This window comes from Nitratireductor sp. CH_MIT9313-5 (assembly GCF_037029545.1).
Lineage (GTDB): Bacteria > Pseudomonadota > Alphaproteobacteria > Rhizobiales > Rhizobiaceae > Chelativorans.
This window is the reverse complement of the sequence record NZ_JAYMER010000014.1, coordinates 976,985-1,002,812: the sequence shown is the minus strand read 5'-3', so window position 1 is coordinate 1,002,812 and position 25,828 is coordinate 976,985. Positions and strand designations below refer to the sequence as shown.

Annotated in this window: 24 protein-coding genes, 1 tRNA gene and 1 pseudogene; 11 read left to right on the top strand and 15 right to left on the bottom strand. The window is 59.8% G+C overall.

Annotated elements, in window-relative coordinates; all coding sequences use genetic code 11:
• Positions 1-1,480 (bottom strand): annotated as a pseudogene (locus WA367_RS12425) (hypothetical protein); the annotation flags it as partial.
• A 90-nt stretch (positions 1,481-1,570) separates the two neighbouring features.
• A tRNA-Met gene (locus tag WA367_RS12420) sits at positions 1,571-1,647 on the bottom strand.
• Between the two features lie 208 nt (positions 1,648-1,855).
• On the opposite strand from WA367_RS12420, the gene WA367_RS12415 reads away from it, so the two are divergent.
• Positions 1,856-2,809: a Gfo/Idh/MocA family protein gene (locus tag WA367_RS12415; protein ID WP_336057038.1), complete on the top strand. Its 954-nt coding sequence runs from the start codon at positions 1,856-1,858 to the stop codon at positions 2,807-2,809.
• A 55-nt stretch (positions 2,810-2,864) separates the two neighbouring features.
• On the opposite strand, the gene mnmA is transcribed toward WA367_RS12415, so the two are convergent.
• Complete coding sequence (gene mnmA, locus WA367_RS12410; protein WP_336057127.1) at positions 2,865-4,043, bottom strand: tRNA 2-thiouridine(34) synthase MnmA; 1,179 nt, start codon at positions 4,041-4,043, stop codon at positions 2,865-2,867.
• 288 nt (positions 4,044-4,331) lie between these two features.
• Between mnmA and sciP the strand changes: the two genes are divergently transcribed.
• Entirely contained in the window at positions 4,332-4,607 is a 276-nt protein-coding gene (gene sciP / locus WA367_RS12405; protein WP_036479315.1) for a CtrA inhibitor SciP, read from the top strand.
• A 168-nt stretch (positions 4,608-4,775) separates the two neighbouring features.
• Here the strand turns inward: sciP and WA367_RS12400 are convergent, their stop codons facing one another.
• On the bottom strand, positions 4,776-5,156 hold the full coding sequence (locus WA367_RS12400; protein WP_336057037.1) for a flagellar export protein FliJ: 381 nt from the start codon (positions 5,154-5,156) through the stop codon (positions 4,776-4,778).
• A 434-nt stretch (positions 5,157-5,590) separates the two neighbouring features.
• Between WA367_RS12400 and ctrA the strand changes: the two genes are divergently transcribed.
• Positions 5,591-6,286 (top strand): response regulator transcription factor CtrA, encoded by a 696-nt coding sequence (gene ctrA, locus WA367_RS12395; protein ID WP_336057036.1) that lies wholly within the window; start codon positions 5,591-5,593, stop codon positions 6,284-6,286.
• 106 nt (positions 6,287-6,392) lie between these two features.
• Here ctrA and WA367_RS12390 read toward each other — a convergent pair whose 3' ends face one another.
• Together WA367_RS12390 and chpT are read right to left on the bottom strand one after the other, a co-directional pair.
• A complete protein-coding gene (locus tag WA367_RS12390) occupies positions 6,393-6,767 on the bottom strand; it encodes a response regulator (RefSeq protein WP_336057035.1) in 375 nt (124 codons plus the stop codon).
• Positions 6,768-6,871: 104 nt separating this feature from the next.
• Positions 6,872-7,522 (bottom strand): histidine phosphotransferase ChpT, encoded by a 651-nt coding sequence (chpT, locus tag WA367_RS12385; RefSeq protein WP_336057034.1) that lies wholly within the window; start codon positions 7,520-7,522, stop codon positions 6,872-6,874.
• Between the two features lie 268 nt (positions 7,523-7,790).
• On the opposite strand from chpT, the gene WA367_RS12380 reads away from it, so the two are divergent.
• Complete coding sequence (locus WA367_RS12380) at positions 7,791-8,372, top strand: DUF1134 domain-containing protein (RefSeq protein ID WP_442935561.1); 582 nt, start codon at positions 7,791-7,793, stop codon at positions 8,370-8,372.
• Positions 8,373-8,488: 116 nt separating this feature from the next.
• On the top strand, positions 8,489-9,682 hold the full coding sequence (locus WA367_RS12375; RefSeq protein ID WP_336057033.1) for a hypothetical protein: 1,194 nt from the start codon (positions 8,489-8,491) through the stop codon (positions 9,680-9,682).
• On the opposite strand, the gene WA367_RS12370 is transcribed toward WA367_RS12375, so the two are convergent.
• From WA367_RS12370 to WA367_RS12340, 7 genes are all read right to left on the bottom strand, one after another.
• Positions 9,683-10,489: a TrmH family RNA methyltransferase gene (locus tag WA367_RS12370; protein ID WP_336057032.1), complete on the bottom strand. Its 807-nt coding sequence runs from the start codon at positions 10,487-10,489 to the stop codon at positions 9,683-9,685.
• Positions 10,486-11,220 carry a HugZ family pyridoxamine 5'-phosphate oxidase gene (locus WA367_RS12365; RefSeq protein ID WP_336057031.1) on the bottom strand — a complete coding sequence of 245 codons (735 nt, stop codon included), beginning with the start codon at positions 11,218-11,220 and terminating at the stop codon, positions 10,486-10,488. Before WA367_RS12365 ends, WA367_RS12370 begins: the two co-directional genes overlap by 4 nt.
• Before the next feature lie 39 nt (positions 11,221-11,259).
• Positions 11,260-12,447 carry a CaiB/BaiF CoA transferase family protein gene (locus WA367_RS12360; protein ID WP_336057030.1) on the bottom strand — a complete coding sequence of 396 codons (1,188 nt, stop codon included), beginning with the start codon at positions 12,445-12,447 and terminating at the stop codon, positions 11,260-11,262.
• A complete protein-coding gene (locus WA367_RS12355) occupies positions 12,398-13,159 on the bottom strand; it encodes a 3-hydroxyacyl-CoA dehydrogenase (RefSeq protein WP_336057029.1) in 762 nt (253 codons plus the stop codon). The genes WA367_RS12360 and WA367_RS12355 overlap by 50 nt, the downstream gene beginning before the upstream one ends.
• A gap of 85 nt (positions 13,160-13,244) precedes the next feature.
• Entirely contained in the window at positions 13,245-14,432 is a 1,188-nt protein-coding gene (gene choV / locus WA367_RS12350; protein WP_336057028.1) for a choline ABC transporter ATP-binding protein, read from the bottom strand.
• Complete coding sequence (gene choW / locus WA367_RS12345) at positions 14,429-15,280, bottom strand: choline ABC transporter permease subunit (RefSeq protein ID WP_336057126.1); 852 nt, start codon at positions 15,278-15,280, stop codon at positions 14,429-14,431. Before choW ends, choV begins: the two co-directional genes overlap by 4 nt.
• A 74-nt stretch (positions 15,281-15,354) precedes the next feature.
• Complete coding sequence (locus WA367_RS12340; RefSeq protein WP_336057027.1) at positions 15,355-16,302, bottom strand: choline ABC transporter substrate-binding protein; 948 nt, start codon at positions 16,300-16,302, stop codon at positions 15,355-15,357.
• A gap of 198 nt (positions 16,303-16,500) precedes the next feature.
• On the opposite strand from WA367_RS12340, the gene WA367_RS12335 reads away from it, so the two are divergent.
• Positions 16,501-17,115, top strand: coding sequence for a thymidine kinase (locus WA367_RS12335; RefSeq protein WP_336057026.1), 615 nt, complete (start codon positions 16,501-16,503; stop codon positions 17,113-17,115).
• Positions 17,116-17,238: 123 nt separating this feature from the next.
• Positions 17,239-18,360: a DUF2333 family protein gene (locus WA367_RS12330; protein WP_336057025.1), complete on the top strand. Its 1,122-nt coding sequence runs from the start codon at positions 17,239-17,241 to the stop codon at positions 18,358-18,360.
• Position 18,361: 1 nt separating this feature from the next.
• Here the strand turns inward: WA367_RS12330 and rnk are convergent, their stop codons facing one another.
• The gene (rnk, locus tag WA367_RS12325; protein WP_336057024.1) at positions 18,362-18,763 is read right to left on the bottom strand and encodes a nucleoside diphosphate kinase regulator; all 402 of its coding nucleotides are present in this window, start codon (positions 18,761-18,763) and stop codon (positions 18,362-18,364) included.
• Positions 18,764-19,102: 339 nt separating this feature from the next.
• Here rnk and WA367_RS12320 point away from each other — a divergent pair, with 339 nt between their 5' ends.
• On the top strand, positions 19,103-19,837 hold the full coding sequence (locus tag WA367_RS12320) for a phosphatase PAP2 family protein (RefSeq protein WP_336057023.1): 735 nt from the start codon (positions 19,103-19,105) through the stop codon (positions 19,835-19,837).
• Positions 19,834-20,637: a DUF1206 domain-containing protein gene (locus WA367_RS12315; RefSeq protein ID WP_336057022.1), complete on the top strand. Its 804-nt coding sequence runs from the start codon at positions 19,834-19,836 to the stop codon at positions 20,635-20,637. The genes WA367_RS12320 and WA367_RS12315 overlap by 4 nt, the downstream gene beginning before the upstream one ends.
• 37 nt (positions 20,638-20,674) lie before the next feature.
• Here WA367_RS12315 and WA367_RS12310 read toward each other — a convergent pair whose 3' ends face one another.
• Positions 20,675-22,138, bottom strand: a complete 1,464-nt coding sequence (locus WA367_RS12310; RefSeq protein ID WP_336057021.1) for a multicopper oxidase family protein — start codon at positions 22,136-22,138, stop codon at positions 20,675-20,677.
• Between the two features lie 385 nt (positions 22,139-22,523).
• Between WA367_RS12310 and WA367_RS12305 the strand changes: the two genes are divergently transcribed.
• Both WA367_RS12305 and WA367_RS12300 read left to right on the top strand, forming a co-directional pair.
• Positions 22,524-24,713, top strand: a complete 2,190-nt coding sequence (locus tag WA367_RS12305; RefSeq protein WP_336057020.1) for an anthranilate synthase — start codon at positions 22,524-22,526, stop codon at positions 24,711-24,713.
• 127 nt (positions 24,714-24,840) lie between these two features.
• A complete protein-coding gene (locus WA367_RS12300; protein WP_336057019.1) occupies positions 24,841-25,722 on the top strand; it encodes a cation diffusion facilitator family transporter in 882 nt (293 codons plus the stop codon).
• The last annotated feature ends 106 nt before the right edge of the window (positions 25,723-25,828 follow it).

Sequence of the window (25,828 nt, the reverse complement as noted above, 5' to 3'; positions counted from 1 at the left end):
GGATCACGCGCTGTGATGATGGGGTTTTGTAGCGTTTTACGTCCTTCTTGGCGACGCGACCCTTCGCGGGATCGAAACCACGCAGATAGAGATAGTGGATGCCATCCTTCTCCACGATGTCGTTCAGTTCCAGCTGCCCCAGTTCCCCTGGACGAAGCCCCGTGAGAAGAAGCAGTAGATAGCCCCAATAGAGGTGTGATTGGATGAAGTATTTGCCAGGCTGCCAGATGCGCTTATCGCTCAGGCAACCTGTGAAGAGTGGCTGCGAAAAAATCTTCTCGATCTCGCTGTCGTCGAAGGCGTCTCTTGGCAGCGAGACAAGATTGTCGTTGCTGACATGCTTGAACACGGGCTTGGGGTGCGGGTAATAGCCGCGTTCGATCAGCCAGCCGAAGAATTTCGACAATGCGTTGTGGTAGCCGTTGCGCAGCCGCGCTTCCGTGAGGCGCGTGAGATCATCCCATCCGTGCTCTCGTGCGTACCTGTATCTCCCGGCAAGAGAGCTTGCATGCTCCCGTGGCACGTTCTGCCTGTTGGGAATGTCTGGCAGCATGCGATCGAGCTTTGCAGCTCTGTCGCCGTCAAACTCCGCGACCACCGGATCATCCATGATGTCGATGAGGAACTGCACGATCAGCTTTACCACGGAACGCGCATCGGCATTGCCACCTCTTGCGGTGTCCTGCTCGAGATACTCCTCCAGGGCTTTGGAGAAAGTCAGAGCTTCTCGCTCTGGCTCCGGCTCCAGCTCCAGCTCCAGAGAGGAGGCAGGAGTGGGGGCGAGGGCAGGAGCAGGAGGCTCTTCTTGTTCAGGAACAAGTTGCTCCAGTTCAGGAACTGACGGCTCAACGGGAGCGTGAACGTTCGCTCTTTCTGGATTCTCTAGTTCGACAGGCGCAGGCGCTGGTTGAGGCAATGTATGGCTAGCTACTGAATCGAGAGAAGCGGCAGTAGGTGCAGATCTGGTTCTGCGGAAGCTTTCGGGCACCGAGGCATGAGCTTGAGCGTGTAATGTCTCCCTCCTTCCGCGTTCATAAGCCTCGACCTTCTCCTGCTGACGCAGGTGACTTTCCGCATCCACATTCTGTCGAACGAAGAGGTTCAGGAGGTCGACGAAATCGGGCTCGATCATGGTGGGATCGCAGTTGGCAGCCTGCGCCCGGCGGTTCAAATTCTTCAGAAGCTCTTCATAGTTCTGGCGCGCCTGCAGTCGCTCTGGCGACAATGGCCACGGGTCCTGCAGGTAGGCCTCCAGCTCCCGGACGTTTTTCTGGAAGAGCGAGGCGTAGTCGACGCTGTCATTCATTCTGTGGATCCAGCCCAGATGCTCGGAAAGACGGATACGAGCTTGACGATAATCGCTGGTCCTTAACGAGACTCTATAGAGCTGTTTGCCGAGCAGGCTGGCAGGCGTACGGCTAAGACGAACCTGCAGATAGTAACGGCCATCACGGCGGGAAAGATAGGAAGCACAAGCCATGACATTCTCACCAACAGTAATGCGAGATGTCTCACAGTCATCGGAACCTCCGTTCCTCGTAACTGCTTGATGTTACTAGCGTGCTTCTAGTGGTAGCGGAGGAGGGACTCGAACCCCCGACACAAGGATTATGATTCCTCTGCTCTAACCGACTGAGCTACTCCGCCTTCCCGGCTTCGGCTGCGTCGCTTGGGTGCGGCGCGGAAGACGGGCGGATATAAGGTTCTGGGTGTTCGCGTGTCAACCCGCCTCATGCGCCAATTAGCCAAAAAACAATAAGCAGCTTTGCGCGGCGCCATGTCACCCGTTCCCGGGCTTGAGTTGAGCGGCCTGCACCGATATGTCTCAGCACCATCGAACCAGTGTGACCTTTGTATGAAACCGCGTATTGCAGTTCTTGGATGCGGATATTGGGGCTCCAATCACATCCGCACACTCAAATCATTGGGCGCGCTTGCAGCCGTCTCCGATGCCAACAGCGCGCGCGCCGAAGGCTTTGCGAGCGAGCATGACTGCCGGGCCGTCGCGCCGGATGCGCTTTTCGAGCGCGAGGATGTGGATGCCATTGTGATGGCGTTGCCGCCGCAGTTCCATGCCGAATACGCGCTGCGCGCAGCGGCCGCCGGCAAGGACATGCTGGTGGAGAAGCCTATCGCGCTTACGGTTGATGATGCGGAGAAGTCGGTGGCTGCCGCACATGAGGCCGGAACGGTCTTCATGGTCGGGCATGTGCTGCGTTTTCATCCCGCTTTCGAAAAGCTCAAGGCATTGATCGACCAGGGTGAGCTTGGCGAGGTGCGCTACATCCACTCGCACCGTCTCGGGCTTGGCAAGTTCCATACCGAAAATGATGCGCTGTGGGATCTCGCCCCGCATGATCTGTCCATGATTCTCGCGATCACCGGTGCTGCGCCGGTGGAGGTGCGTGGGGAGGGGGCGGCGCTGCTCGATAATCTGAGTGATTTCGCGCATCTGCACATGCGCTTTGCCAACGGTCTGCGCAGCCATCTTTTCACTTCACGACTCAACCCCTATCGTGAGCGCCGCCTGACTGTCGTCGGTGACAAGGCGATGGCTGTTTTTGACGATGTGGAGCCCTGGGGCCGCAAGCTTGCCGTCTATCGCCATGCGGTCTGGCAGGATTCGGGCCAGTGGGCGTTCACGACCAACGAGCCCACCTATGTGCCCGTGGAAGACGGGATGCCGCTGACGCGGGAGCTTGAGCATTTCATCTCCTGCATCGAAACGCGCCAGAAGCCGCGCACCACGGGCGAGGAAGCCATCGACGTTCTGCGCATCCTCACTGCCGGTACGATATCCCACAATTGACAAGGGGCGCCTTTTGAGCGCCCCGAAAAAATGTCTGCGTGCTGAATGACTGGTCTCAGGCCGTCTGCGCCAGCTTGGCAAGCTGGGCTTCCGCGGTGCTTGAGCGTTCAGAACGTTCTATGAAGCCGCCGCCATAAACACGCGCCTCATTGCCTTCGTCGGAGTAGAGCACGCAGGCCTGACCCGGAGCGACGCCGGCCTCGCCTTCCTGCAGATCGACAAAGGTCTGGCCATCTTTGTGATAAACGGTCGCCGGGGAGGGCGGGCGCGTGGAGCGTACCTTGGCGAACACTTCCATTCCCTTTGCCGGAATGTCAGCAAGGGGGCCGTCACCCAGCCAGTTCACGTCGCGCAGGTAAAGCCGGCGCGTCTCCAGCGCTTCTCGTGGCCCCACCACAACACGCGCATTGGCTGCATCCAGATGCACGACGTAAAGCGGCTCGCCTGCCGCAACACCGATGCCGCGACGCTGGCCGATGGTGTAATGCATGATGCCTTCATGTCGGCCAAGCTTGCGCCCGTCGATATGGACGATCTCGCCTGCGCGCGCTGCATCGGGGCGCAGCTTGGCGATGATGTCGGAATATTTTCCCTGCGGAACGAAGCAGATGTCCTGGCTGTCCTGCTTGTTTGCCACCGACAGTCCCATGTCTTCCGCAATCTTGCGCACTTCCGGCTTGGACAGTTCGCCGAGCGGAAAACGCAGATAGTCGATCTGTTCCTGAGTGGTCGCAAACAGGAAGTAACTCTGGTCGCGGTCCGCATCCACAGGGCGCATCAGGGCGCGGTGCGCGCCGTTCTGGCGGCTGCGGATATAATGGCCGGTCGCCAGTGCATCGGCACCAAGGTCGCGGGCGGTGGCAAGTAGATCGGCAAACTTGACCGTCTGGTTGCACGCAACGCAGGGGATGGGCGTTTCACCAGCCACATAGCTTTCTGCGAAAGGATTGATCACCGCATCGCGAAAACGCTGCTCGTAGTCGAGAACATAGTGGGCGATGCCGAGCGTTTCGGAGACGCGGCGTGCATCCTCGATATCCTGGCCTGCACAGCAGGAACCGGGGCGATGGGTGGCCGCGCCGTGGTCATAAAGCTGCAGCGTCACGCCGACGACCTCATAGCCCTGTTTGGCCAGAATGCCGGCTACGACCGAGGAATCCACACCACCGGACATGGCCACGACAATGCGTGTATCCTCCGGGCGTCCAGGCAGGTCCAGGCTGTTCATGATCAGGGCTTTCCGTCTTTCGCGAAAATTTCAGGGCGCAGCGCAGGCGGTTCATGCCAATGCCGGTGCGCCGGGTCAAGCTGGGCCTCAATATAGGCAATGGCGCGGCGTCGTGCCAGCGGGGACAGTCCGATCCAGTCCGAATGGACTATTCGGCATTTGAAGAAAACTCCAAACAAATCCCTAACGCCGGATTCAGGAGTCTTACCTTACTGTTACCGAGCGTTTAGGCAAATCTTAAAACCGCGGCGCTAATGTGACGTTGATTGGGTCTTGGTTAGTGTAGAGAGTACGATGACCGATCTGGTACGACCACGTGTGAAATATGTCATTGGGCCTGACGGCAGCCCACTGACGGTTGCCGACCTGCCGCCGACGAATACTCGCCGGTGGGTCATCCGTCGCAAGGCGGAAGTTGTTGCTGCCGTCCGTGGCGGGCTGTTGAGCCTGGAGGAAGCGTGCCAGCGTTATCGTCTGACGGTGGAAGAGTTCCTGTCCTGGCAGGCCTCCATCGAGGATCATGGTCTGCAGGGGCTGCGTACCACGCGCATCCAGCAATACAGGCACTGATCCAAAAGCGATACGCGAACGAACAAAAACCCCGTCGGTGCTACCGGCGGGGTTTTTTCAGTTCCGCCTTAGGGCAATTCTGGTGGCACAACGCAGCTTGAAGCGCAAAAAAGCGGACGTGATCACGCCCGCTTGAATGCATCATCTGTGATTTCGGATCCGGACGCCTCAGCCGACCATGGCGCGGGAGGTTTCGCCGTCGCTGTCGCCCGTGCGCTTTCCGTCGCGCATTTCCAAAGCCTCGGCCTTCTTCAGCTCTGCTTCGCTCTCGGCAAGTTCCGCCTCGGCCTGGGCCTTCTGTTCGGCAAGCTCGTTCTGCGAAGTGCGCAGATTGTCGCGGCGCAGGCGGGCTGCCTTCGCGAATGTCGGATAGGCGAAATGGCTCTGATCGGTGATGCCGGCCTTGGTTTCCTCGGCCACGATCTGCGCATCGAGTTCGTTGGCCATGCGCTCGAACTCGGCCATCATCGTGTCGAGTTGTGCCAGCCTTCGCCGCTTCTCATTAACCTGAAATTGCTTGAGCCGGACAAGATTTTCACGCGATTTCATGACACAACTCCCACACCGCTTACACACAAGGCCGGTCATCGGCCGATACATGATCCCCCACCGCCCTGGCCTTAAAGAAGAGTCCTGCGCGGAAATGGGAAACAAATCCCTAAAATTCTTACTGCCCGGTAACCATTCGTTTACGGGCATCGTTAATCATACGGGTCATCACTTAAGGTCCGGTAAAAATCGTGCGGCAGTTTCGAGGTACCTCGCGCGGGCTTGGTGAAAGACACAGTTTCTGGGGATGCAGCGAAAGTGATTCAATATTTGGATTCAACGATGTGCCCGGACATTCTCAAAAGCGATGTTAGCGCTTGCAAGGATGAAACAGATTTTGTTAACCATTAACTGGCAGCCTCCGATTCAGGCGACACACGTCGCAGTTTCCGGTGGTCTGGCGACCCGGGGCGGCGGCGGAGAAGGGGAAAGACATGCGCGTTCTGTTGATTGAAGACGACAGTGCAACCGCACAGAGCATCGAGTTGATGCTGAAATCGGAGAGCTTCAACGTCTACACCACCGATCTCGGTGAAGAAGGCGTGGATCTCGGCAAGCTCTACGACTACGACATCATCCTGCTGGATCTTAATCTGCCGGACATGTCGGGTTACGAGGTGCTTCGTACGCTCCGCCTTTCCAAGGTGAAGACACCAATCCTCATCCTCTCCGGCATGGCTGGCATTGAGGACAAGGTTCGCGGCCTGGGCTTCGGCGCAGACGATTACATGACCAAGCCATTCCACAAGGATGAGCTTGTTGCTCGTATTCACGCCATTGTGCGCCGCTCCAAGGGCCATGCCCAATCGATCATCACGACGGGCGATCTGGTGGTCAATCTGGATGCCAAGACGGTGGAAGTTGGTGGTCAGCGTGTGCATCTGACCGGCAAGGAATACCAGATGCTGGAGTTGCTCTCGTTGCGCAAGGGCACCACGCTCACCAAGGAAATGTTCCTCAACCATCTTTATGGTGGAATGGATGAGCCGGAACTGAAGATCATCGACGTCTTCATCTGCAAGCTTCGCAAGAAGCTGGACACCGCATCCGGTGGCCAGAATTACATCGAGACTGTCTGGGGCCGCGGCTATGTGCTGCGCGAGCCGGAAGAGGTCCGCGAGAGCGCCTGATCGCTCAGCGATAGTGAATTGATTTCACTCCAAGACCCGGCCTTTCGAGCCGGGTTTTGTCTGTTCTGGCCAGTGCTGAAGGGTTAGGGACTGGACGGAGCGGCTATCAGGCCGCATCCGTGAGCCGCAATTCACGGAAATTTTCCAGAAGCTGCGCCCGCGTAAAGGGCTTGAGCATATAGCCGCGTGCGCCTGCACGCTTGGCGCGCATGATCGGACCGATATCCAATTCGCTGCAGCAGAGCAGGATATGCGGCTTCCTGGCCGGATCTATTGCCATGACGCGTCCGATCAGTTCCGATGATTCCACGTCGGGCAGGAGGCTGTCTAGAATGATGACTTCCGGCATCTCGTGCAGACAGATCTCATAGGCTTCCTGGCCGGTGGCCGCTTCTGCCACAAGCATGTCGGACGCCGTCAGGATGCGTTTTGCAACCTTGCGTATGACACTTGAGTCATCGACGATCAGGCAGCGCTTCATGTTCCCAGGTCCCTCTTTCGACGGCGGGGGCTTACCCGCCGCTTCAGAAAGTAAGGTAGCAGAACGTTGTAAAGCGAAGGCGAACGAGCTTGGTTAAATTCTGCTTAAATGCCTGATTTTTGGGCCGGTGCTGCGGATAGAAGGATCTCTTCGGCACTTGCGCGAATGGTGATGGCCAGCCCCGTCTCACGCGCCAGAAGCAGCGTGTAGTAGAATTGAACGCTATGGGCATCAATGCCGTCTTCCGGCGTGCGACCGCCATGCAGCTCAAGGAATTTCGGCGGCACGCGTACCATCGGGCCGTGCGCCCGGATCTCGAAGCGCGGCTCGGTCTCCACATCCTCCAGGCGCACGGTCAGCTTCCCTCCGCGCGGGATGGCGGCATTGGCAACCAGGAGCAGGTTCAGCAGAAGCTTGACCTTGTTCTTGGGCAGGAGGGCGCGGGTGCCGATCCATTCCAGCTCAGGCTTTTCATTGCGAATGAAGGCGGTTGCAACGGCTTCCGCATCGCCCGTGTCGATCTGCATGCCGGCGGAACCGGCAGCGCCGAAGGCAATGCGAGCGAACTGGAGGCGGGCGGAGGCATTGACCGCGCTGGCGCGGATCAGCTGCATCGCATCTTCGTCAGCACCACCTTCGTCCAGAAGCTCCAGGCCGTTATTGATTGCGCCAACCGGAGAGATGATGTCGTGGCAGACCCGGCTGCACAGCAGGGCACCAAGGTCCGTCGCGCTGAGGGTGAAGATATCATTCATGGTCAGGCCGTCCCGTCTGGGGTGAAAATTCGAACAATGAGCAGCGTCAAGAAAAGGGCGAATCAGTGCTTCTGCCCGTCTGCAAGTTGATTACACATGGCAGGGCGAGCGGCAAGAATTCAGCCAGTCAGCGTCACCGACAAGGGGAAGCTTTAATGGTTGAAAAAGGATTACGGATTAATCTCCAAAACGAGATATCCGTCCCGGGCGGGGTTGCGGAAGCCGCTGCGGCGCCCAAGCGCGCTGTTGCTTCACAACGGAGAGTACGATGTTTTCTTCCCTGAGCTCTTTTTCACGTGCCTTTGCCGCACTTTCCATGCTTGTGGCAGCCTGCATTTTTGCAACTGTACCTGCCAAGGCGCAGCAGAACGGCTACACGATGGACGAGATCGTGCAGGCGGGTGACAATTTCTTCGGTGCGACCACCGGCGGCCTGGCTACGGTGGTGGAGAAAATCTTCTCCATGTATGGCCTGCCCAACGGCTATGTACTCGGCTCGGAAGGCTCCGGTGCCATTATCGGCGGTCTGACCTATGGCGAGGGTACGCTTTACACGAAGAATGCGGGCGACCATCCGGTGTACTGGCAGGGGCCTTCGGTCGGCTGGGATTTCGGTGCGCAGGGATCGCGCGTCATGGTGCTGGTCTACAATCTCGATCAGGTCGGCAGTCTTTACCGCCGCTATGGCGGTGTCGCCGGTTCGGCCTATGTGGTGGCTGGCCTCGGCTTTAACGTCCTGAAGAACCAGAATGTTCTGGTGGTGCCGATCCGCACAGGTGTCGGCGCGCGTCTTGGCGTCAATCTGGGTTATCTGAAGATGACCGCGCGGCCGACCTGGAACCCTTTTTGAACCTGTCGGGCAGCCAAGCGTTATGCCGGTGTAACCATGCCGGCATGACTCCTCTGGATTTCTGGCGGCCAGGCATGCGAAGCTGAAACGTTCCTGTAGAGCCCGGTCCTGATCACGTGATCCAGAATATTCTTGTCTTTGCCCTTGGATTTCTCGCAGCCGCATTGCTGGCGGTGCTTGTTGCGCCCGCCCTTTGGCGTCGTGCAGGCGAGCTTGCGCGCAAGCGGCTGGAAGCGCAGCTCCCCCTGTCCCGTGACGAGCTCAATGCCGCAATCGACGCGCAGCGCGCCGAGCAGGCCATGGCCGTTCGCCGCCTTGAGATGCAAGTCGAGGCGCAGAAAAAGAAGGCGGCGAGTGATCTGGTCACGATCAATCAGCAGAAGGTGGAGCTGACGGAGGCGGGCGAACGCGAAGCCGCACTTGCCGAAAATCTGGCACAGCGCGAAAGCGAGTTGTCGCAGACCCAGGAAAAACTCTCTGCATCCGAGGCCGAAGCCGCTTCCTTCAAGCTGCGGCTTGAGCAGGCGGATGCAAAAATCCAGGAACAGGCGCGGGAAATCGAAAACCTGTCGGGCTCCTATGAGGAGGCCAGCCTGAAGCTCAGCAGACTGGAACTGGATATCGTCTCGCGCGACAGCGACATTGAGCGACTCAAGAAATCGGTTGCGGTGCTGCGTGATGAGCGCAAACAGGCGCGCGCCGATCTGCGTGAGGCAAGCTCCAGGCGCAAGCAGGTCGAGAATGCACTCAAGCTCGCCGAGAAACGCGCCAAGGATCTAGAGCGTCGCAACGAGCGCATGATGTCCCAGGCGTCGACGCGTGAAGAAGCACTTGAGCGCAAACAGCGCGAAATCACGCTCCTCAAGACAAGGCTGCGGGAGAACAACATGGCTGATGATGGTGGAGCGACGAAAATGGCTGCGCTTCAGGAAGAAAATGCCCGGCTTGAAGCAAAGGCGGCAGATCTTTCGCTACAGATCTCCAGTCTTCTTGCCGATGGTGCGGAGCCTTCGGGTGCCAATCCTGCCGAAGACCGCCTGAAAACGCGTCTTGCAGCTGTCGTTGAGGAAAACCGCCGGCTGCGCGCGGCCCTGACCGAAAGCCAGGGCACAGACAATGATGCAGAGCTTCGCGAACAGATCGCGGCTCTGGCGGCCGAGGTGGTTACGATCACGGCGGCGCTGGAGGGGCCGGATTCGCCCATAATTTCCGCGATTGAGAGCGAGGCGGCGCAGGACCCGCAGGCGGCCACGACGAGCCTGGCCGACCGGGTCAAGGCTCTGCGCCGTGCAACAGCCCCTGCCGAATAGTCAGCGTTTCAGCCAAAGATGATGCAGCGCAATGGCCGAAGCTGTCGCGACATTCAGACTGTCGAAATCGTCCCGCATCGAAATTCTGACTGTGGGCCAGCTCTCCAGAAGGCCTGCATCAAGGCCGGGTCCCTCCGCGCCCAAGAGTAGCGCCGTGCGGTTTGTGCGCGCGATCTCGCTGACATCCTTTTCGCCTTGCGGAGTCATGGCCAGCACTTCAAAACCACGAGAATGAAGCAGCGCTGTCATGTCCTGCGCCTTGCCAGCATTGGCGAAGGGCACTTTCAGTGCGGCTCCCACGGATACCCGGATTGCCTTGCGGTAAAGCGGATCACAGCAATCGCTGTCGAGCAGCACCGCGTCTGCTCCAAAGGCTGCGGCATTGCGGAAGATCGCACCCAAATTGTCGTGATTGGCAATCGCGCTCAGCGCCACCACCAGCGCCTTCTCCGGCAGGCTGTCTAGCAGTGCTTCTGCCGCAGGTTCATCACCTTTCTCGCCCACGGCAAGTATGCCGCGATGGATGTTGAAGCCCGCGATTTCGTCCATGATCTCGCCACCGGCCACATAGATGGGAACCTCCGGCGGCACGCGTTCGAGAAGGTCGCTTGTACCGGCGACGCGATTGTCGCGCAGAAACAGGGATTGTGCGCGAAACCGGCTGGTCGAGAACAACACATTCAGCACCACGCGACCCTCGGCGATAAAAAGCCCCTGCCGCCCGACAAGATCGCGCTCGCGAATATTGCGGTAGGGCGCGATGCGCTCATCGTTTGGATCGGTGATTTCGATCAGCTGTCGGCTCATGTCCTGTCTGCCCGTTTGCAAAAGGTCGCAATCATCTGGGGGAGGTCGGTTGCTATAGGGACAGGGGTGGGAAATGTCACCCGCACCACCTTGTCACCCGACACCAGGACAATGCCTTCCGGATCGATGGTGCCAATGTGCCACCTGTCGCCCGTGGAACGTGAATGATCCGGCAGGATTGCCAGCAGTTCCTCATGCCCGATTTCTGCCCGCAGGTGACACTCCATCTCCGCGAATCCCTCCGGTACCGACAGGAGCAAGTCGTCGCGTGTCAGCTCATATGCCTTGCCGAAGCCGGCATTCAGGAGCGCCGAAACCGGTTCAAGCCGATAGAAGGCGAAGTCTGCGAATTCGACGTAAAGTGCCGCCTTCGGGTGCCGGGCAAGATAGCGCCGGCGCAGCTTTGTAACATCTGCCTCATCTACCCTTTGCGCCGTTGCCTTGACGCTCAATCGCGGATGGGCAAGCGGATCGCCCTTGCCGGGCTCGCCCAGAAGCAGGGCGCAGGCGGGATTGTCAGCAAGCGCCCTGGTGTGTGCGGCAAGGTCGGAGATGAGCAAGAGCGGGGCGGCGTCATGGTCCGTAGCCACCGCCACCCGGGTGACTTGTGGCAGTCCATCCCCTGGATCAAGCGTGGCCAATGCCCCGAAGCGCGCGACGCGCAAAAGGTGGCGCGCCAGGGCAATCGCATTGGCATCGGTTGGCCTGATGGGGCTCGGCTTTTCCTTCATCACGCGTGACTCCCGGCGTCTGGTGAACGCTCGGTCAAGTCAATCGCCGATCACGCCTGCCTGTACAAGCTCTTCCATCTCCTTCTCGTCGATCCCGAAGGAAGAAAGGTCGCTCGCAGGCTCGGCCAGGCCCGCGGGAACGGTATCGCTTGAAGAGAAGCGCGGAGCGGGTGCAGGTCGCGTCAGGTCTCCGACATTCACATGTGCGTTGCGTGCGCGGTTATGCGGGTGCTGCGCCGCCTCGCTGAGCGACAGGACAGGCGCCACGCAGGCATCGGTGGGCGCAAAAAGCGTCTCCCATTCGTCACGTGTACGTTCCTTCAGCCGCCGGGCTATGGCCTTACGCATTTCTGGCCACAGCTTGCGGTCATACTGGTTGGTAGCAAATGGTTCTTCGAGCGGCAGCAGGCGCGAAAACTCGGCGAAGAACTGCGGCTCCAGGCATGCGACGGCAAGATGGGCACCATCCGCGGTCTCGTATGTGTCATAGAAGGGTGCGCCGCCGTCGAGCAGGTTTTCGCCGCGCTTCTCCTGCCAGATCCCGGCTTTCGTGAAACCGAAAAAGGACAATGCGAGCATGGAGGCGCCATCAACCATCGCAGCGTCCACCACCTGACCCTTGCCTGTGCGGCCGCGTTCGATAAGTGCGGCCAGCAGCCCGGTCAGCAGGAACATGGTCCCTCCGCCATAGTCGCCGACAAGGTTGAGCGGTGGCACAGGCTTGCCGCCATTGGGGCCAATCATGGACAGCACGCCTGAAAGCGCGAGATAGGTCAGGTCGTGACCGGCACGGTCAGCCAACGGACCCTTCTGACCGAAGCCGGTCATGCGGCCATAGATGAGTGCGAGATTTCGGGCGGCGAAGTCCTGCGGGCCCAGTCCCAGCCGCTCCATCACTCCCGGCCTGAAACCTTCCATCAGGATATCGGCCTTTTCGCCCATGCGCAGGAGAAGGTCGCGGCCGGCTTCGCTTTTCAGATCCACGCGCAGAACATGTCGGCCGTGGCGGTCGAGATCGTGTTCGGGCTTCACGTCCAGAAAGGCGCGGGCGGGGTTGATGCGTTCGACACGCACCACCTCCGCCCCCATCTCCGACAGCATTAAACCGGCCAGAGGCACGGGGCCAAGCCCCGCCATCTCGATTACACGAATGCCTTGGAGCGGGCCTGCCATCGGATCAGCGCGGCGCCATGCGGATCGCGCCGTCGAGGCGGATCGTTTCGCCATTCAGCATCTGGTTTTCCACGATGTGGCAGGCCAGTTGCGCATATTCGGACGGCTCGCCAAGGCGGGGCGGGAAGGGGACCTGTTGTCCCAGCGAGGCTTGCGCGTCCTCTGGCAGGCCGGCCATCATCGGCGTCTTGAAAATGCCCGGAGCGATGGTGCACACGCGGATGCCGGACCGGGACAAATCGCGCGCTATCGGCAGCGTCATTCCAACAACACCGCCCTTGGATGCGGAGTAGGCAACCTGGCCAATTTGCCCGTCAAAGGCCGCGACCGATGCCGTGTTGACGATCACGCCGCGCTCGCCACCCTCCAGCGGGTCGAGGTCCTGCGCTGCCGCAGCGAAGAGGCGGATCATGTTGAAGGTGCCAAGCAGATTGATCTCGATGACCTTGCGGTAGAGATCAAGCGGGTGCGGGCCGTCCTTGCCGACGGTCTTCACTGCAACCGCGATACCGGCGCAATTGACCAGAATGCGTGGGGCGCCAAGTTTCTCTGCTGCTGCGAGAATGGCTGCCTGGCCATCTTCTTCGCTGGTTACATCGCATTTGACCGCAATACCACCAATCTCGTCAGCCACCTGCGCTGCCCGCTCGACCTGGATGTCGGCAAGAGCGACCTTCGCGCCTCTAGCTGCAAGCGCGCGGGCAGTTGCCTCGCCAAGACCGGAGCCGCCGCCGGTGATCAATGCCACGTGGCCTGATGGATTCATGCTGTAACGCCTCCCGAATGGTACAAACCAAAGCGGCACCCTAGCTGGTCGCCGGGTGCCGCGAAAGGTTCAGGTGTGGTCGTTATCAGCGGCGCAAAACGGCTTTGAGCGCGTCGCGGATACCAATGGCGCCAACAAAGCGGGACTTCTCGTCGAAGAGCGCAACCGGTGCCGTCTGCGACTGGTGCATGGCCTGCATTACCGTCTTAAGCGGTGTGCCAGCGGTCGCCCAATAGACCTTCGGCTTGTCCTCCGGCAGCCGCTCCATATTGTCGCAAGACACCCATATCGCCGGTTTGCCGTTGCGCTCTGCATCCACCACCAGCATGTTCTCGTCGAACTTGAAGCGGGTCGTGCGTCTGCGGTCGAGCCACAGCCAGCCTTCTCCGGCATTTTCGAGATCACGCGCATCGCGCATGACGTTCCATGCCGTCAGCACCGAGAGCGGGTTCACATTGGCGATGAAGTCGCGCACATAATCCGTCTCCGGATTGAGCACGATGTCTTCCGGCGCACCGGTCTGGATGATGCGACCGCCTTCCATGATGGAGATGCGGTTGCCGATTTTCAGCGCTTCCTCCAGATCGTGGCTGACGAAGAGGATAGTCTTCTTCAACCGCGACTGCAGCTCCATCAACTCATCCTGCAGCTTGGTGCGGATCAACGGATCGAGCGCAGAAAACGGTTCATCCATGAGCAGGATTGGCGCTTCTGTCGCGAATGCACGGGCAAGGCCGACGCGCTGCTGCATTCCGCCTGAAAGCTCATGGGCATATTTGTCGGCCCAGTCTTCCAGATGCACCAGTTCAAGCTGCGCCAGGATGCGTTCGCGGCGTTCCCTGGCAGGGACACCTGCAAGCTCCAGCCCGAAACCGACATTTTCGGCTACGGTTCGCCAGGGCAGGAGTGCGAATTGCTGGAACACCATTGCCACACATTCGCGGCGAATGCGGCGCAGTTCGCCCGCGTTCGCGCTTGTGACATTGGCCTGCCATTCACCGTCATTGACGATCACTTCGCCGCGGGTCGTCTCGTTCAGCCGGTTCACCGCACGCAGAAGCGTGGACTTGCCGGAGCCGGAGAGGCCCATCAGCACGGAGATCTCGCCGCGTTCGACGGTCAGATTGCAGCCGGCGCAGCCAAGAACCGCTCCCGTTTCCGCAAGTATCTCCTCGCGTGACTTGCCTGCATCCACCAGCGGCAGGGCTGCCTGCTGCTCACGTTGGGTGCCGAAAATGATGTCGACATCCTTGAAGTCGATAGCCGTACTCATTTGCCCTGCCCCCCGATGCGCGCCATTCGGTCGAGGATGATGGCAAGGACCACGATGGCAAGGCCTGCTTCAAGGCCAAGCGGAATGTTCACCGTATTCAGCGCTCGTACCACCGGCTTGCCCAGGCCATCGGCACCGATCAGTGCAGCGATCACCACCATGGATAGCGAAAGCATGATGCATTGCGTGAGGCCAGCCATGATGGAAGGCATGGCGGCGGGCAGTTCCACCTTGCGCAGAAGCTGCATCTTGGTCGCACCAAAGGCCTGGCCGGCCTCAAGCATCGGCTTTGGCACCGAGGTGATGCCCAGATAGGTAAGGCGGATCGGAGCGGGCGAGGCGAAGATCACCGTCACGATCACGCCGGGGGCCGCACCGAGCCCAAACAGGATGAGAACGGGTATCAGATAGACAAAGGTCGGCAGCGTCTGCATCAGGTCCAGCACAGGCTGGAGAATGCGATAGACGCGCGCATTGTGTGCGGCCCAGATGCCAACCGGTACACCGATCGCCATGGAGACGAATGTGGCGGCCACGACGAGCACCAGCGTCTCGACGGTTTCTTCCCAAAGGTCCTGGTTGATGATGAAGAGCAGGCCGAGAAACACGCCGATGCTGAGCTTCCATGAGCGCTGCAGCGCATAGGCCAATGCAGCTATTGCAAGCGCGACGACCAATGCGGGCACGGCCATGAGAAGGTCGGTCAGACCTTCCAGAACGGTTGCCAGACCTTCAGCCAGGCCGTCAAAGGCCCAGGCGAAATTGGTGGTGAGAAAATCGAAAAGGTCCTGGCCCCAGCGACCAATGGGAATTTTCCGGTCAGCGAGCCAGTCGGATACGGGATCCATAAGGTTGTTTGCGTCCTTCTGTTGTTGAAAGGGCATCCGATGATCTCGGATGCCCGTAGTTCAGTCGGCTCTGATCAGAGACCAAGCTCAGCCTTGACGGCTGCCATGCCATCTTCGCCCTCGAAGGTGGTCACGCCTTCAAGCCACGGACCAAGCGCGTCCGGATTGGCCTTCAGCCATTCGCTTGCCGCGTCCCTCGGCTTCTTGCCGTCATCGAGGATGGCGCCCATGATCTCGTTTTCCATCTCGAGCGAGAAGACCATGTTCTTCAGAAGCTTGCCGAGATTCGGGCATTCTTCAACAAGACCCTTGCGGGTGTTGGTGTGAACCGTCGCTCCGCCATAGTTCGGGCCGAACACGTCGTCACCGCCGGAAAGATATGCCATCTCCACATTGGCGTTCATCGGATGCGGCTCCCATCCGAGGAAGACGATCGGCTCTTCCTTCTGCACCGCACGGCGGACCTGCGAGAGCATGCCGGCTTCGGAGCTTTCCACGACCTCGAATTCGCCAAGGCCGAACTCGTCTTCCTCGATCATGGAGAGGATCAGGCGGTTGCCGTCATTGCCCGGCTCGATGCCGTAGATCTTGCCGTCGAGCTCTTCCTGAAACTTCGCGATGTCCTCGAAGCTCTTCAGGCCGGCATCGAAGGCGTATTGGGGAACGGCCAGCGTGTATTTCGCGCCTTCCAGATTGGTGACGATGGTCTCGACCGAGCCATCCTCGCGATATTTCGCGATGTCGGCTTCCATGGTCGGCATCCAGTTGCCGAGGAACACGTCGACGTCACCATTGGCGAGCGAAGCGTAGGTCACGGGTACGGAAAGAACCTGCGTCTCCGGCTCGTAGCCCAGCGCCTCCAGCACGACCGATGCCGTTGCGGTGGTGGCGGTGATGTCCGTCCAGCCAACATCGGAGAACGTCACTTCCTGGCAGGCTTCCGGGTCTTTCGCGTAGGCCTGGCTGGTGAGAAGGGCGGCGGTTGCGGCAAGCGCGAGGGTCGTCGCACGCTTCAGGATCATTACGGTTCTCCCTGTCATTGTTGCTTTGAGCGGGTGCTTTTAGACGCATAATGCCCTGTTTGGAAGGCGAGCACCACATTCCAGCCGGGCAGGGCGGTCGGAACGGCCTTTTTCTCCTAATCGGTGGAAGACCGGTCATTGCCGCTTTTTCCTGCGTCTCGTGCTGGTAAAGAGTTAGGCAAAAGACAGCGAAAAGCCATGGCCAAGCTCTATTTTCATTACGCCACCATGAATGCCGGTAAGACGACCATGCTCCTGCAGGCGTCCTACAACTACCGTGAGCGCGGCATGAACACGATGCTGTTCGTGGCGGGACACTACCGCAAGGCTGATGGCGGCTACGTCTCCTCGCGCATCGGGCTGGAAGCGGATGCGGAGATGTTTGTTTCCGGTGATGATCTTTTCACGCGGATTGCCGAACACCATGACCATACCACCACGCACTGCGTCTTCGTGGACGAGGCGCAGTTCCTGCAGGAAGAGCAGGTCTGGCAGCTTGCGCGCGTGGCCGATCGGCTCGGCATTCCCGTGATGTGCTACGGCCTGCGCACCGATTTTCAAGGCAATCTGTTCGAGGGGTCGCAGGCGCTTCTCGCCATTGCCGACGAGTTGCGTGAAGTACGCACGATCTGCCGCTGCGGGCGCAAGGCGAACATGGTCGTGCGGCTTGGACCGGACGGAAAGGTGGCCAAGCAGGGCGAGCAGGTGGCTATCGGCAAGGATGTCTATGTCTCGCTCTGCCGCAAGCATTGGGAAGAGGAGATGGGGCGTTGGAAGCCCGAGGATCTGGTGGGTTTCGCTGCCGCTGAGTAGCTCCGGCGCGCCGCGCGCCTGTTGATCGGGGCGGACAGTCAGCGGTTGTAGAAGCTTTGCAAACCGCCTATCTCACCCAAAGGAAAGCGCCCGGCGCTTGGATTTGTCTGACGGAGGCACGCGGTGCTCGAACCGATCGTGGAATTCTTCACCCGCATCTTTCACTGGATCGGTGTTGGCATTGGCTGGCTTTTTGCCTGGCTCGCATGGCCGTTTCTGGCACTGGGTCGCTGGTATCGTCACCGCGGATGGATACTGCAGGCAGTCGTCGGCTCTATCGTCCTGCTCTTCGCGGGCCTCTACATCTATTTCATGTGGCAGACGCAGGTCTGGACCAATTTCAATCCGGACTATCCCGCAGCCTACAAGTTCGACGAGCGCACGGTTTCGGCCGGCGAGCAGGTCAACGCGACCGAAGGCGGCGAGACGCGCACCTGCGGGCGCTCTGCCATCGTCGAGGTCGCAGCCGACCTGACCGACTTCAACGTCAATGAGAATGCGTGGATTTCGTCCATGCTTCTCTACAAGACGGGCTTCTTCTTCATCGATTGGGACAACACGCCCTTCTTCGACAACAAGGCCGCCTTCCAGCGGGGTGTGAACCAGGGCGTTCGTCGCATTGCTGTTGAACTGGTCGATGCGCTTGGGCGCGTGCGCGGAACGTCACAGATCGATGCGCGCTTGCAGAAGGCGCGTGAGAGCATCCAGTTCTCCGAAGATACTTGGTATTTCGGCCTCAACCCGTTTGGCCCGAAAGCCCCGACGCCAAGCTTCTATCGCCAGTCGATCAAGAATTTCCGTGAGTTCAACGATGCGCTGGCCAATTGCGAAGCCGTATTTGATGCCCGCGCGGACAATCTGATCCAGCTTCTGGACCGCATCTCAAGCGATATCGGCTCGACTTCGGCGATCCTGCGTGAGCGATCGGAAAATTTCAATGGCGGTTGGTTCGATACGCGTGCCGACGACCGCTTCTGGTTCGCCTATGGTCAGCTCTATGCTTATTACGGCCTTCTGGATGCCGCCGGAGCCGACTTTGCCGACGTCATTCGACAGCGTTCTCTGGAGTCGCTGTGGGAAGCGACCGAAGGCCAGTTTCGCGCAGCACTCACGATCACGCCAGCCATCATCTCCAATGGCCGCGAGGATGGCTGGATCATGCCAACCCACCTCGCAACCATGGGCTTCTACGTTCTGCGCGTACGCTCCAACCTCGTGGAATTGCGCCAGGTTCTGGACCGGTAGGTCAGTCCTTTTCCAGCGACAGCACGGTCAGCTTGTGAAGCTGGCCGTTGCGGGCTTTCCAGTTGATGGACTGTCCGACCGACAGTCCGATGAGGGCCGTGCCGACGGGGGTCGTGATCGAAATGCGGCCGGCTTCGATATCGGCTTCGGCGGGGAATACGAGCGTTACCGTCTTCGGCTCGCCATCATCGGCGCTGTAAGTGAGGCGTGAGCCCATGCGGATGGCCTTGGGCGGCAGACGGTTGTCTTCCACCACGCGTGCACGCTCCAACTCCGTGAAAAGTGTTTCTGAAACAGCCGGGTCGCGCTCTTCCAGCTTCTCTGCAAGCGCCAAAAGGCGGTCGTGATCGCTCTGGGCGATGGTGATGCGTGGTTTGCGAAGCGTCTGGGTCTTTGTTTCCATTGTTCAAAATCCTGATGCCGCGCCCATTATCCATCGGCGCTGGCATGTTGCCTTCATGTTGGGAAAAACTTGCGTCCTGGTCTTGCCGAACAGCTTCATTCGAAAGCTGTTATGCGTCCCCTGGATCCGGGGACGTAGCCGAATCCGGGGTCACTCTCCTGCGATAGGAGAGACCTTGAAGTGGTTGCAGCGGGTTCGGTTGCCAGTCGTCATGGGTGAAAGGTGGGGGTGTTCGCGCACGCTGTCAAGCGGTTGCCTTTGCTGCGGATGGAGCCAAACGGGTAGATGATGCGTTAGCTTCCCTCAATCGCCGCGATTTTGAGCCATAGGGAGCAAGTTTTGCATAGAAGATCGGCCGCCGCCGAAACCGTTACCAGCCTTGTGAAAGGCATTCGACATCGACCTGCCAACATTATTCCCATTGTCATGGCTGCCATTCTCGGGCTCGGCGTTTATGGCTTTGTCGCCATTGCGGACGAAGTCGCCGAAGGCGAGATGGCCGAAATTGATGAGCGGCTGTTTCTCCTGTTTCGCGAAGCCGGCAATCCGGGGCAGCCGATCGGGCCAGCCTGGCTTCAGGAAACAGCGGTCGAGGTGACGGCCATCGGTGGATACCCGTTGATCATTCTCACTCTTGCCGCGGTGGTCGGCCTGTTTCTCGTGACAAAACGCTATGGTCCAGCGCTCTACGCGGTCCTTGCGGTGGGCTCGGGGGCGCTGCTTACCCATTATCTGAAGCTTTATTACGCGCGTCCCCGCCCTGATCTCGTCGATCATCTCGATGTGATCCACACGCTGAGTTTCCCGAGCGGACATGCCATGGTGACCACGATTGCTTATCTGACGCTGGCTGCGCTCGTTGTGCGTTTCGTGGAGGACCGACGCGTGCGCATCTATGTGATCTCGGTTGCTGTTTTCGTGGCCATGATCGTTGGCCTTAGCCGCATCTATGTGGGCGTTCACTGGCCCAGTGACGTTGCCGCCGGCTGGGCGCTTGGCGCGGCCTGGGCAAGTCTCTCCTGGCTGGTTGTCCAGCTCCTCCAATACTGGCGCTCAAGGAGCCGAAACGGATGAACAAGCCTGACAAACAGGACATGCATAGTGCCTTCAAGCCTTTTGCGCGGGCCGGTTATGCCGCGCGCGGGCTGGTCTATACGGTGCTCGCCTTTTTCGCCGCCACGGCAGCGCTTGGCACAGGCGAGGGGGGCGACACGCGGGATGCGATCCGCTTTCTGACGGATACGACCGCCAGTGATGTTCTCTCCCTTGTGCTGGTCGTCAGCCTGGCGGGCTATGCACTCTGGCGTGTCATCCAATCCGTGTTCGACACCGATGACCACGGTTACAAGCCCACGGGGCTGGTCATCCGCGCAGGCCTGCTCGCATCCGCCATCACCTATGGCGTGCTCACGCTCTTCACCTTCTCGCTTCGTTGGGGAGGCGGAGGTGACAGCGGCAGTTCGGGCGGAGAGGGGTTTTCGGGCCTCGTGGCAGACATTGCCGGCGCGCGGCTTGCTGCCGTCATCATTGCCGCAGTGTTCGTCGGAGTGGCTGTCGCCCATATCTGGAAGGCGGTCCGGCGCAAATATCGGGACCACTTCAAGGCCTCCGAGCAGGTGATGCAATATGTCGACATTGCTGCCATCGGCGGGCTCATGGCGCGCGGCGTTATCTTTCTGCTCATCGCCTATCTGTTCTGGCGCCAGGGCGTCTCGGACAGCGACCAGGCAAGTCTGTCGGATGCGCTCGACTTCATCGCCGGTCTGCCACTCGGGCGCTGGCTGCTCGGTGCGACGGCGCTCGGGCTCCTGCTGTTCGCAATCTACTCCTTCTGCGAGGCGATCTGGCGACGCATCAACGTGGAAGATGCGTGAGGTTGCGGCGCCAGGGTGATGGCGCCGCGACAATTTCCTAGCTCACTTCAACCAGGGTCATCATGCCGGTTGCCATATGCGGGATGTGGTGACAGTGGAACATCCAGGAGGCGGTCTCGCCGCCATCGAATGCGATGGTTATCGTCTCGTTGGCAGGCACGTACACCGTGTCCCGTCTTGCCCCATTGATCCGCTGCCCGCCGATTTCGACCACCTGGAATATGTGCCCATGAAGATGCATCGGGTGGCCCATGCCGGACATGTTGCGCAAGATGAACTCGCTGCGCTGTCCGGATTTCGCGGCAATAGGTGTGTGGTTGGGCCAACGCTTTCCGTTGATGCTCCATTCATACGGGCTCATTTCGCCGCCAAGCAGAACTTCCGTTACTTGCGTGACTCCACTTGCTTCAAGCGGTGAACGTGCGAGGAGGCGGCCTTCCAGAGTGCTGTCCATGATGGGTGCCTTTGCCGCGCTGGAACCGGGCAAACGCTTGATCTTTGCGCCAGGCGTTGCCAGAACCAGCCCCGTTCTTTCCGGGGCACCTTCGCGCAACGCCAGGATCGGGAATGCGCCACCTTTGGCCGGAATGGCCACTTCGAGGTCCAGGCGCTGTCCCATGGCCACGGGAAACAGGCGATCTTCAACCGGCTCGATCGGCTGGCCATCCACCGCAAGAAGGCGCGCGTCCAGTTCGCCGGTGTCGATGAAGAATACGGTAGCCGATCCCGCATTGATCACGCGAAGCAAAACACGCCCGCCTTTCTCCACCTGATGCGTCTCCGGATCATCAAGTGTGCGGCTGTTGACCAGATAGGCGTCGAAGTCGATATCGTTGATGTCGTGCACCGCTGCCGTCGTCTCGGCGCTTGGGCTGCCGTGCCCACCGTGTCCGCCGTGCCCCCCATGGCCGCCATGCGTGTTGGCTGCTGTTGAAGGCGCGCCGTGGCCCATTGCTGCATGTGCGTCTTCCAGGCCTTTCATCAATTCCTGAGGCGACTTGAAAGAGAAGTCCTGCAGAAACATCACGATTTCCTGCCGGTCAGCCGCCAGATCTTCCGCCGTGCGGACGATAAGGGGTGCTGCCAGCAGTCCCAGTTCCTGGTGCGGCAGATGAGCGTGCATCCAATGTGTGCCTGCATGTGGCTTGAAGGAGAAGGAGCGGATCTCTTCCGGTTTGAGCAGCGGCTGCGGCAGATCGGGTACGCCATCCTGTTCATTGGGTGGGATTTGCCCGTGCCAATGGATGATTGTTGCCTCGTTCAGCCCGTTGACGAGCCGCACGTTGAAGTCTTCGCCGGGGTCGAGGAACAGTCCCTGCCTGTTGCCGGGGCCTTCTATACCCAACACTGTCGCAGAGCGTCCGTTCACCTCGATCGTTCGTGTGCCTGTACGAAGCTGCAGTGGAGTGATGGAATTTGCGAAGCCGAGAGGTGTTGCCGCGATGGTGGCAGCAACAGCCATGCTGCCGCTCAAGAAGTGGCGACGGGTGATCGAGCGCATTGAAATCGAACTCCTGAGAAAGGTTTCCCGCCCAGTCGGCGAGACGTGAGTCAATAGCGGCAGCCTTGGCGTCAGAATTGTGGCGGAAGTTTCTGCGAGTTCATCCGTGATACCTGCCAAATCGCCGCATCCAGGTGGGAAGGTTCGGCTTTGTCGGCAAATGCAGGATGATCCGGTTTCAAGTTGCACCTTGCCGCGGGCCCGGATCGCCTGTATTGAAACGCTCATGAGCATGATCGCAAACACGATTGCATGGTGGTGGGTCCGCTAACAGCGGCCGGCATCAATCTCGTGCGCGATTGAAAAATGTGGCCGCTGGTGAAAACCGGACGGCCATTTTCTTTATCGGCTTCCGGTCAGGACCTGAAAAGTCGGGATAGGGAAGATGAGCGTGGAAGTTCTGGAAAACGGTGCCGAGCGGTTCAAGACTGCAGGCGGAATCGCGATCACGCGTCAGCGGCATGAGACGCCTTACGAAGGTGCGATCGAAGCCTATGTGGATGCGCTCGATTCGCGGCGTGGCGCGGTCTTCTCCTCCAATTACGAATATCCGGGGCGCTACACGCGCTGGGACACGGCAATCGTCGATCCGCCGGTCGTCATTTCCGCGCGCGGGCGCGACATGAAGATCGAGGCGCTGAACAAGCGCGGCGAAGTCATGTTGCCGACCATCATGCGTGCGGTGGAGGCGCTCGAGCCGGTCACGGTCCTGGAGCATACTGCCGAACGCGCCCTGTTGCAGGTCGCCGAGCCATCGGGCGTCATTACCGAGGAAGAACGTTCACGCGCGCCTTCCGTTTTCACGGTGCTGCGTGCGATTACCGACCTTTTCCGCACCCATGATGACGCCAATCTCGGCCTATACGGCGCTTTCGGATACGACCTCGCCTTCCAGTTCGATCCGGTGAAGCTCAAGCTCGACCGTCCGGAAAGCCAGCGTGATGTGGTGCTATATCTTCCCGACGAAATCCTCGTGGTCGATCACCATGCCGCACAGGCCTGGCATGATCGCTACGACTATGCAGGCGAGGGGTTTTCGACCGAGGGACTGGAGCGCGGCGGCGAAGCGGCGCCCTTCAAGACTTCGGATCGCGTCCCCCCTCGCTGCGACCACGAGAAGGGCGAATATGCCCGGCTCGTCGAGAAGGCAAAGGAAAGCTTCAAGCGTGGCGATCTTTTCGAAGTCGTTCCGGGTCAGATGTTCTTCGAGCGCTGCGAAAGCAAGCCATCAGCCATTTCGCGCAGGCTGAAGCAGATCAATCCGTCGCCCTATTCGTTCTTTATTAATCTGGGTGAACAGGAATTCCTGATCGGTGCATCGCCGGAGATGTTCGTGCGGGTCAATGGCCGCCGCGTCGAGACCTGCCCGATCTCCGGCACGATCCAGCGCGGCGACGATGCCATCGCCGATTCAGAGCAGATCCTGAAGCTTCTAAACTCGAAGAAAGACGAGTCGGAGCTGACCATGTGCTCCGATGTCGACCGCAACGATAAAAGCCGCGTGTGCGAACCCGGCTCGGTTCGCGTCATCGGGCGCCGTCAGATCGAGATGTATTCACGCCTCATCCACACGGTGGATCACATCGAGGGGCGCCTGCGTGAGGGTATGGATGCCTATGACGCCTTTCTGTCTCACGCCTGGGCGGTGACGGTCACAGGCGCGCCCAAATTGTGGGCCATGCGCTTCATCGAACAGAACGAGAAGAGCCCACGCGCCTGGTATGGCGGTGCGGTCGGCATGGTCCACTTCAACGGCGACATGAATACCGGCCTGACATTGCGCACCATCCGTATCAAGGATGGGATTGCGGAGGTCAGGGCGGGCGCGACTTTGCTCTATGATTCCAATGGCGAAGAGGAGGAAGCGGAGACGGAACTGAAGGCTTCCGCAATGCTTTCGGCCATTCGCGATGCAGGCAAGAAGAACATAATGGACGAGAAGAACGAGAGCGAGAAAGTGGGGGCGGGGACACGCATTCTGTTGGTGGACCATGAGGATTCCTTCGTCCACACGCTCGCCAACTATTTCCGCCAGACCGGCGCGGAAGTGACCACCGTGCGCACGCCCGTTGCTGACGAGGTGTTCGACCGCGTGGATCCGCATCTGGTGGTTCTCTCCCCCGGCCCCGGCACGCCCAAGGACTTCGATTGTGCAGCCACTATTGGCAAGGCGCGTGCGCGCAAGCTGCCGCTGTTCGGCGTCTGCCTTGGCCTGCAGGCGCTGGTGGAGGCCTGCGGCGGCGAGCTTCGCCAGCTGCGCGAGCCGGTCCACGGCAAGCCGTCGCGTATCCGCGCTGGCGGAAACAGCCTCGTCTTTGCCGGCCTGCCCAACGAGATCACCGTGGGACGCTATCACTCCATCTTTGCCGATCCGACGAGCATGCCGGATGGCTTCGTCATCACCGCGGAGACGGATGACGGTATTGTCATGGGGATAGAAAGCGAGAAGGAGCCGATTGCGGCTGTTCAGTTCCATCCCGAATCGATCATGACCCTTGGCCAGAATGCCGGTATGCGAATGATCGAGAACGTGGTGGCCCATCTCCCGCGCAAGGCGCGTGAGCAGGCAGCCTGATCGGTCTCCTGCAGGGCTTGAACCTGCTGCCATTCTGATTCACCCTCTGCCTGCATGTTTTTGAACATGCAGGCAGAATGCTGTTCAGCCTTCCCTTGCGGGAGTAGTCGAGGAGTTGTGAAGCCCGATGCCCGGTAGTGGAAGAGTGCGCCGCCTGACAGTCTGGACCATCGTCATCGGCGTGGCGATTTTCGCGCTGAAGGCAGTTGCCTGGTGGCTGACTGGCTCCGTCGCGCTGTTCTCTGACGCGATGGAATCCATCGTCAATGTCGTGGCCTCGGTCGCGGCCTGGTATGCGATCCGGCTTTCCTACACGCCGGCCGACGACAATCATCCCTATGGGCATCACAAGGCGGAATATCTGTCTGCCGTTCTTGAAGGTGTGCTGATTGTCGTTGCGGCACTGCTCATCATGCGTGAAGCAGCTCTCGCCTTTCAGGCCTCAGAGCTTCATGCGATGCCGGTTCTGGGCCTCGTGATCAATGGCGTTGCCGGGATTGGCAACGCGATCTGGGCCTATGTGCTCATCAAGGTGGGGCGCGAGGCGCGTTCCCCCGCGCTCATCGCGGATGGGCGGCATTTGTGGACCGACGTGGTAACCTCCGCCGGCGTCATAGTCGGGCTCATTCTGGCGCTCGCGACGGGCTGGCTATGGCTTGATCCGCTGATGGCAGTCGTGGTCGCAATCAACATTCTCTATCACGGCTGGAAGATGGTATCCGCCTCCGTCCAGGGCCTGATGGATACTTCGGTTGATCCCCAGGACCTAGTGGAGATCGAGAAGCTGGTTGCCGCCAACTGCAAGGGTGCGATCGAATTTCACGACCTGAAGACGCGTGAGGCGGGCAGGGCACGCTTCATCGAATTCCACCTCGTCGTGCCGTCGGCCATGAGTGTCGAGGCGGCCCATCGCATCTGTGATCGCATCGAGGAAGCCTTTCGACGCGACATGTCGGACGCGAAAGTCACGATCCATGTGGAGCCGGAATACAAGGCCAAGCACGGATAGGGCTTGAACCTCGTTCGGCGCTGGCTGGACGGTTTGGCGCCTTCATGCCCTTTGCGCCTCGCGGGCAAAAGGCTATCCACTTTGCTGATCAATTCGCGCTGGAGGC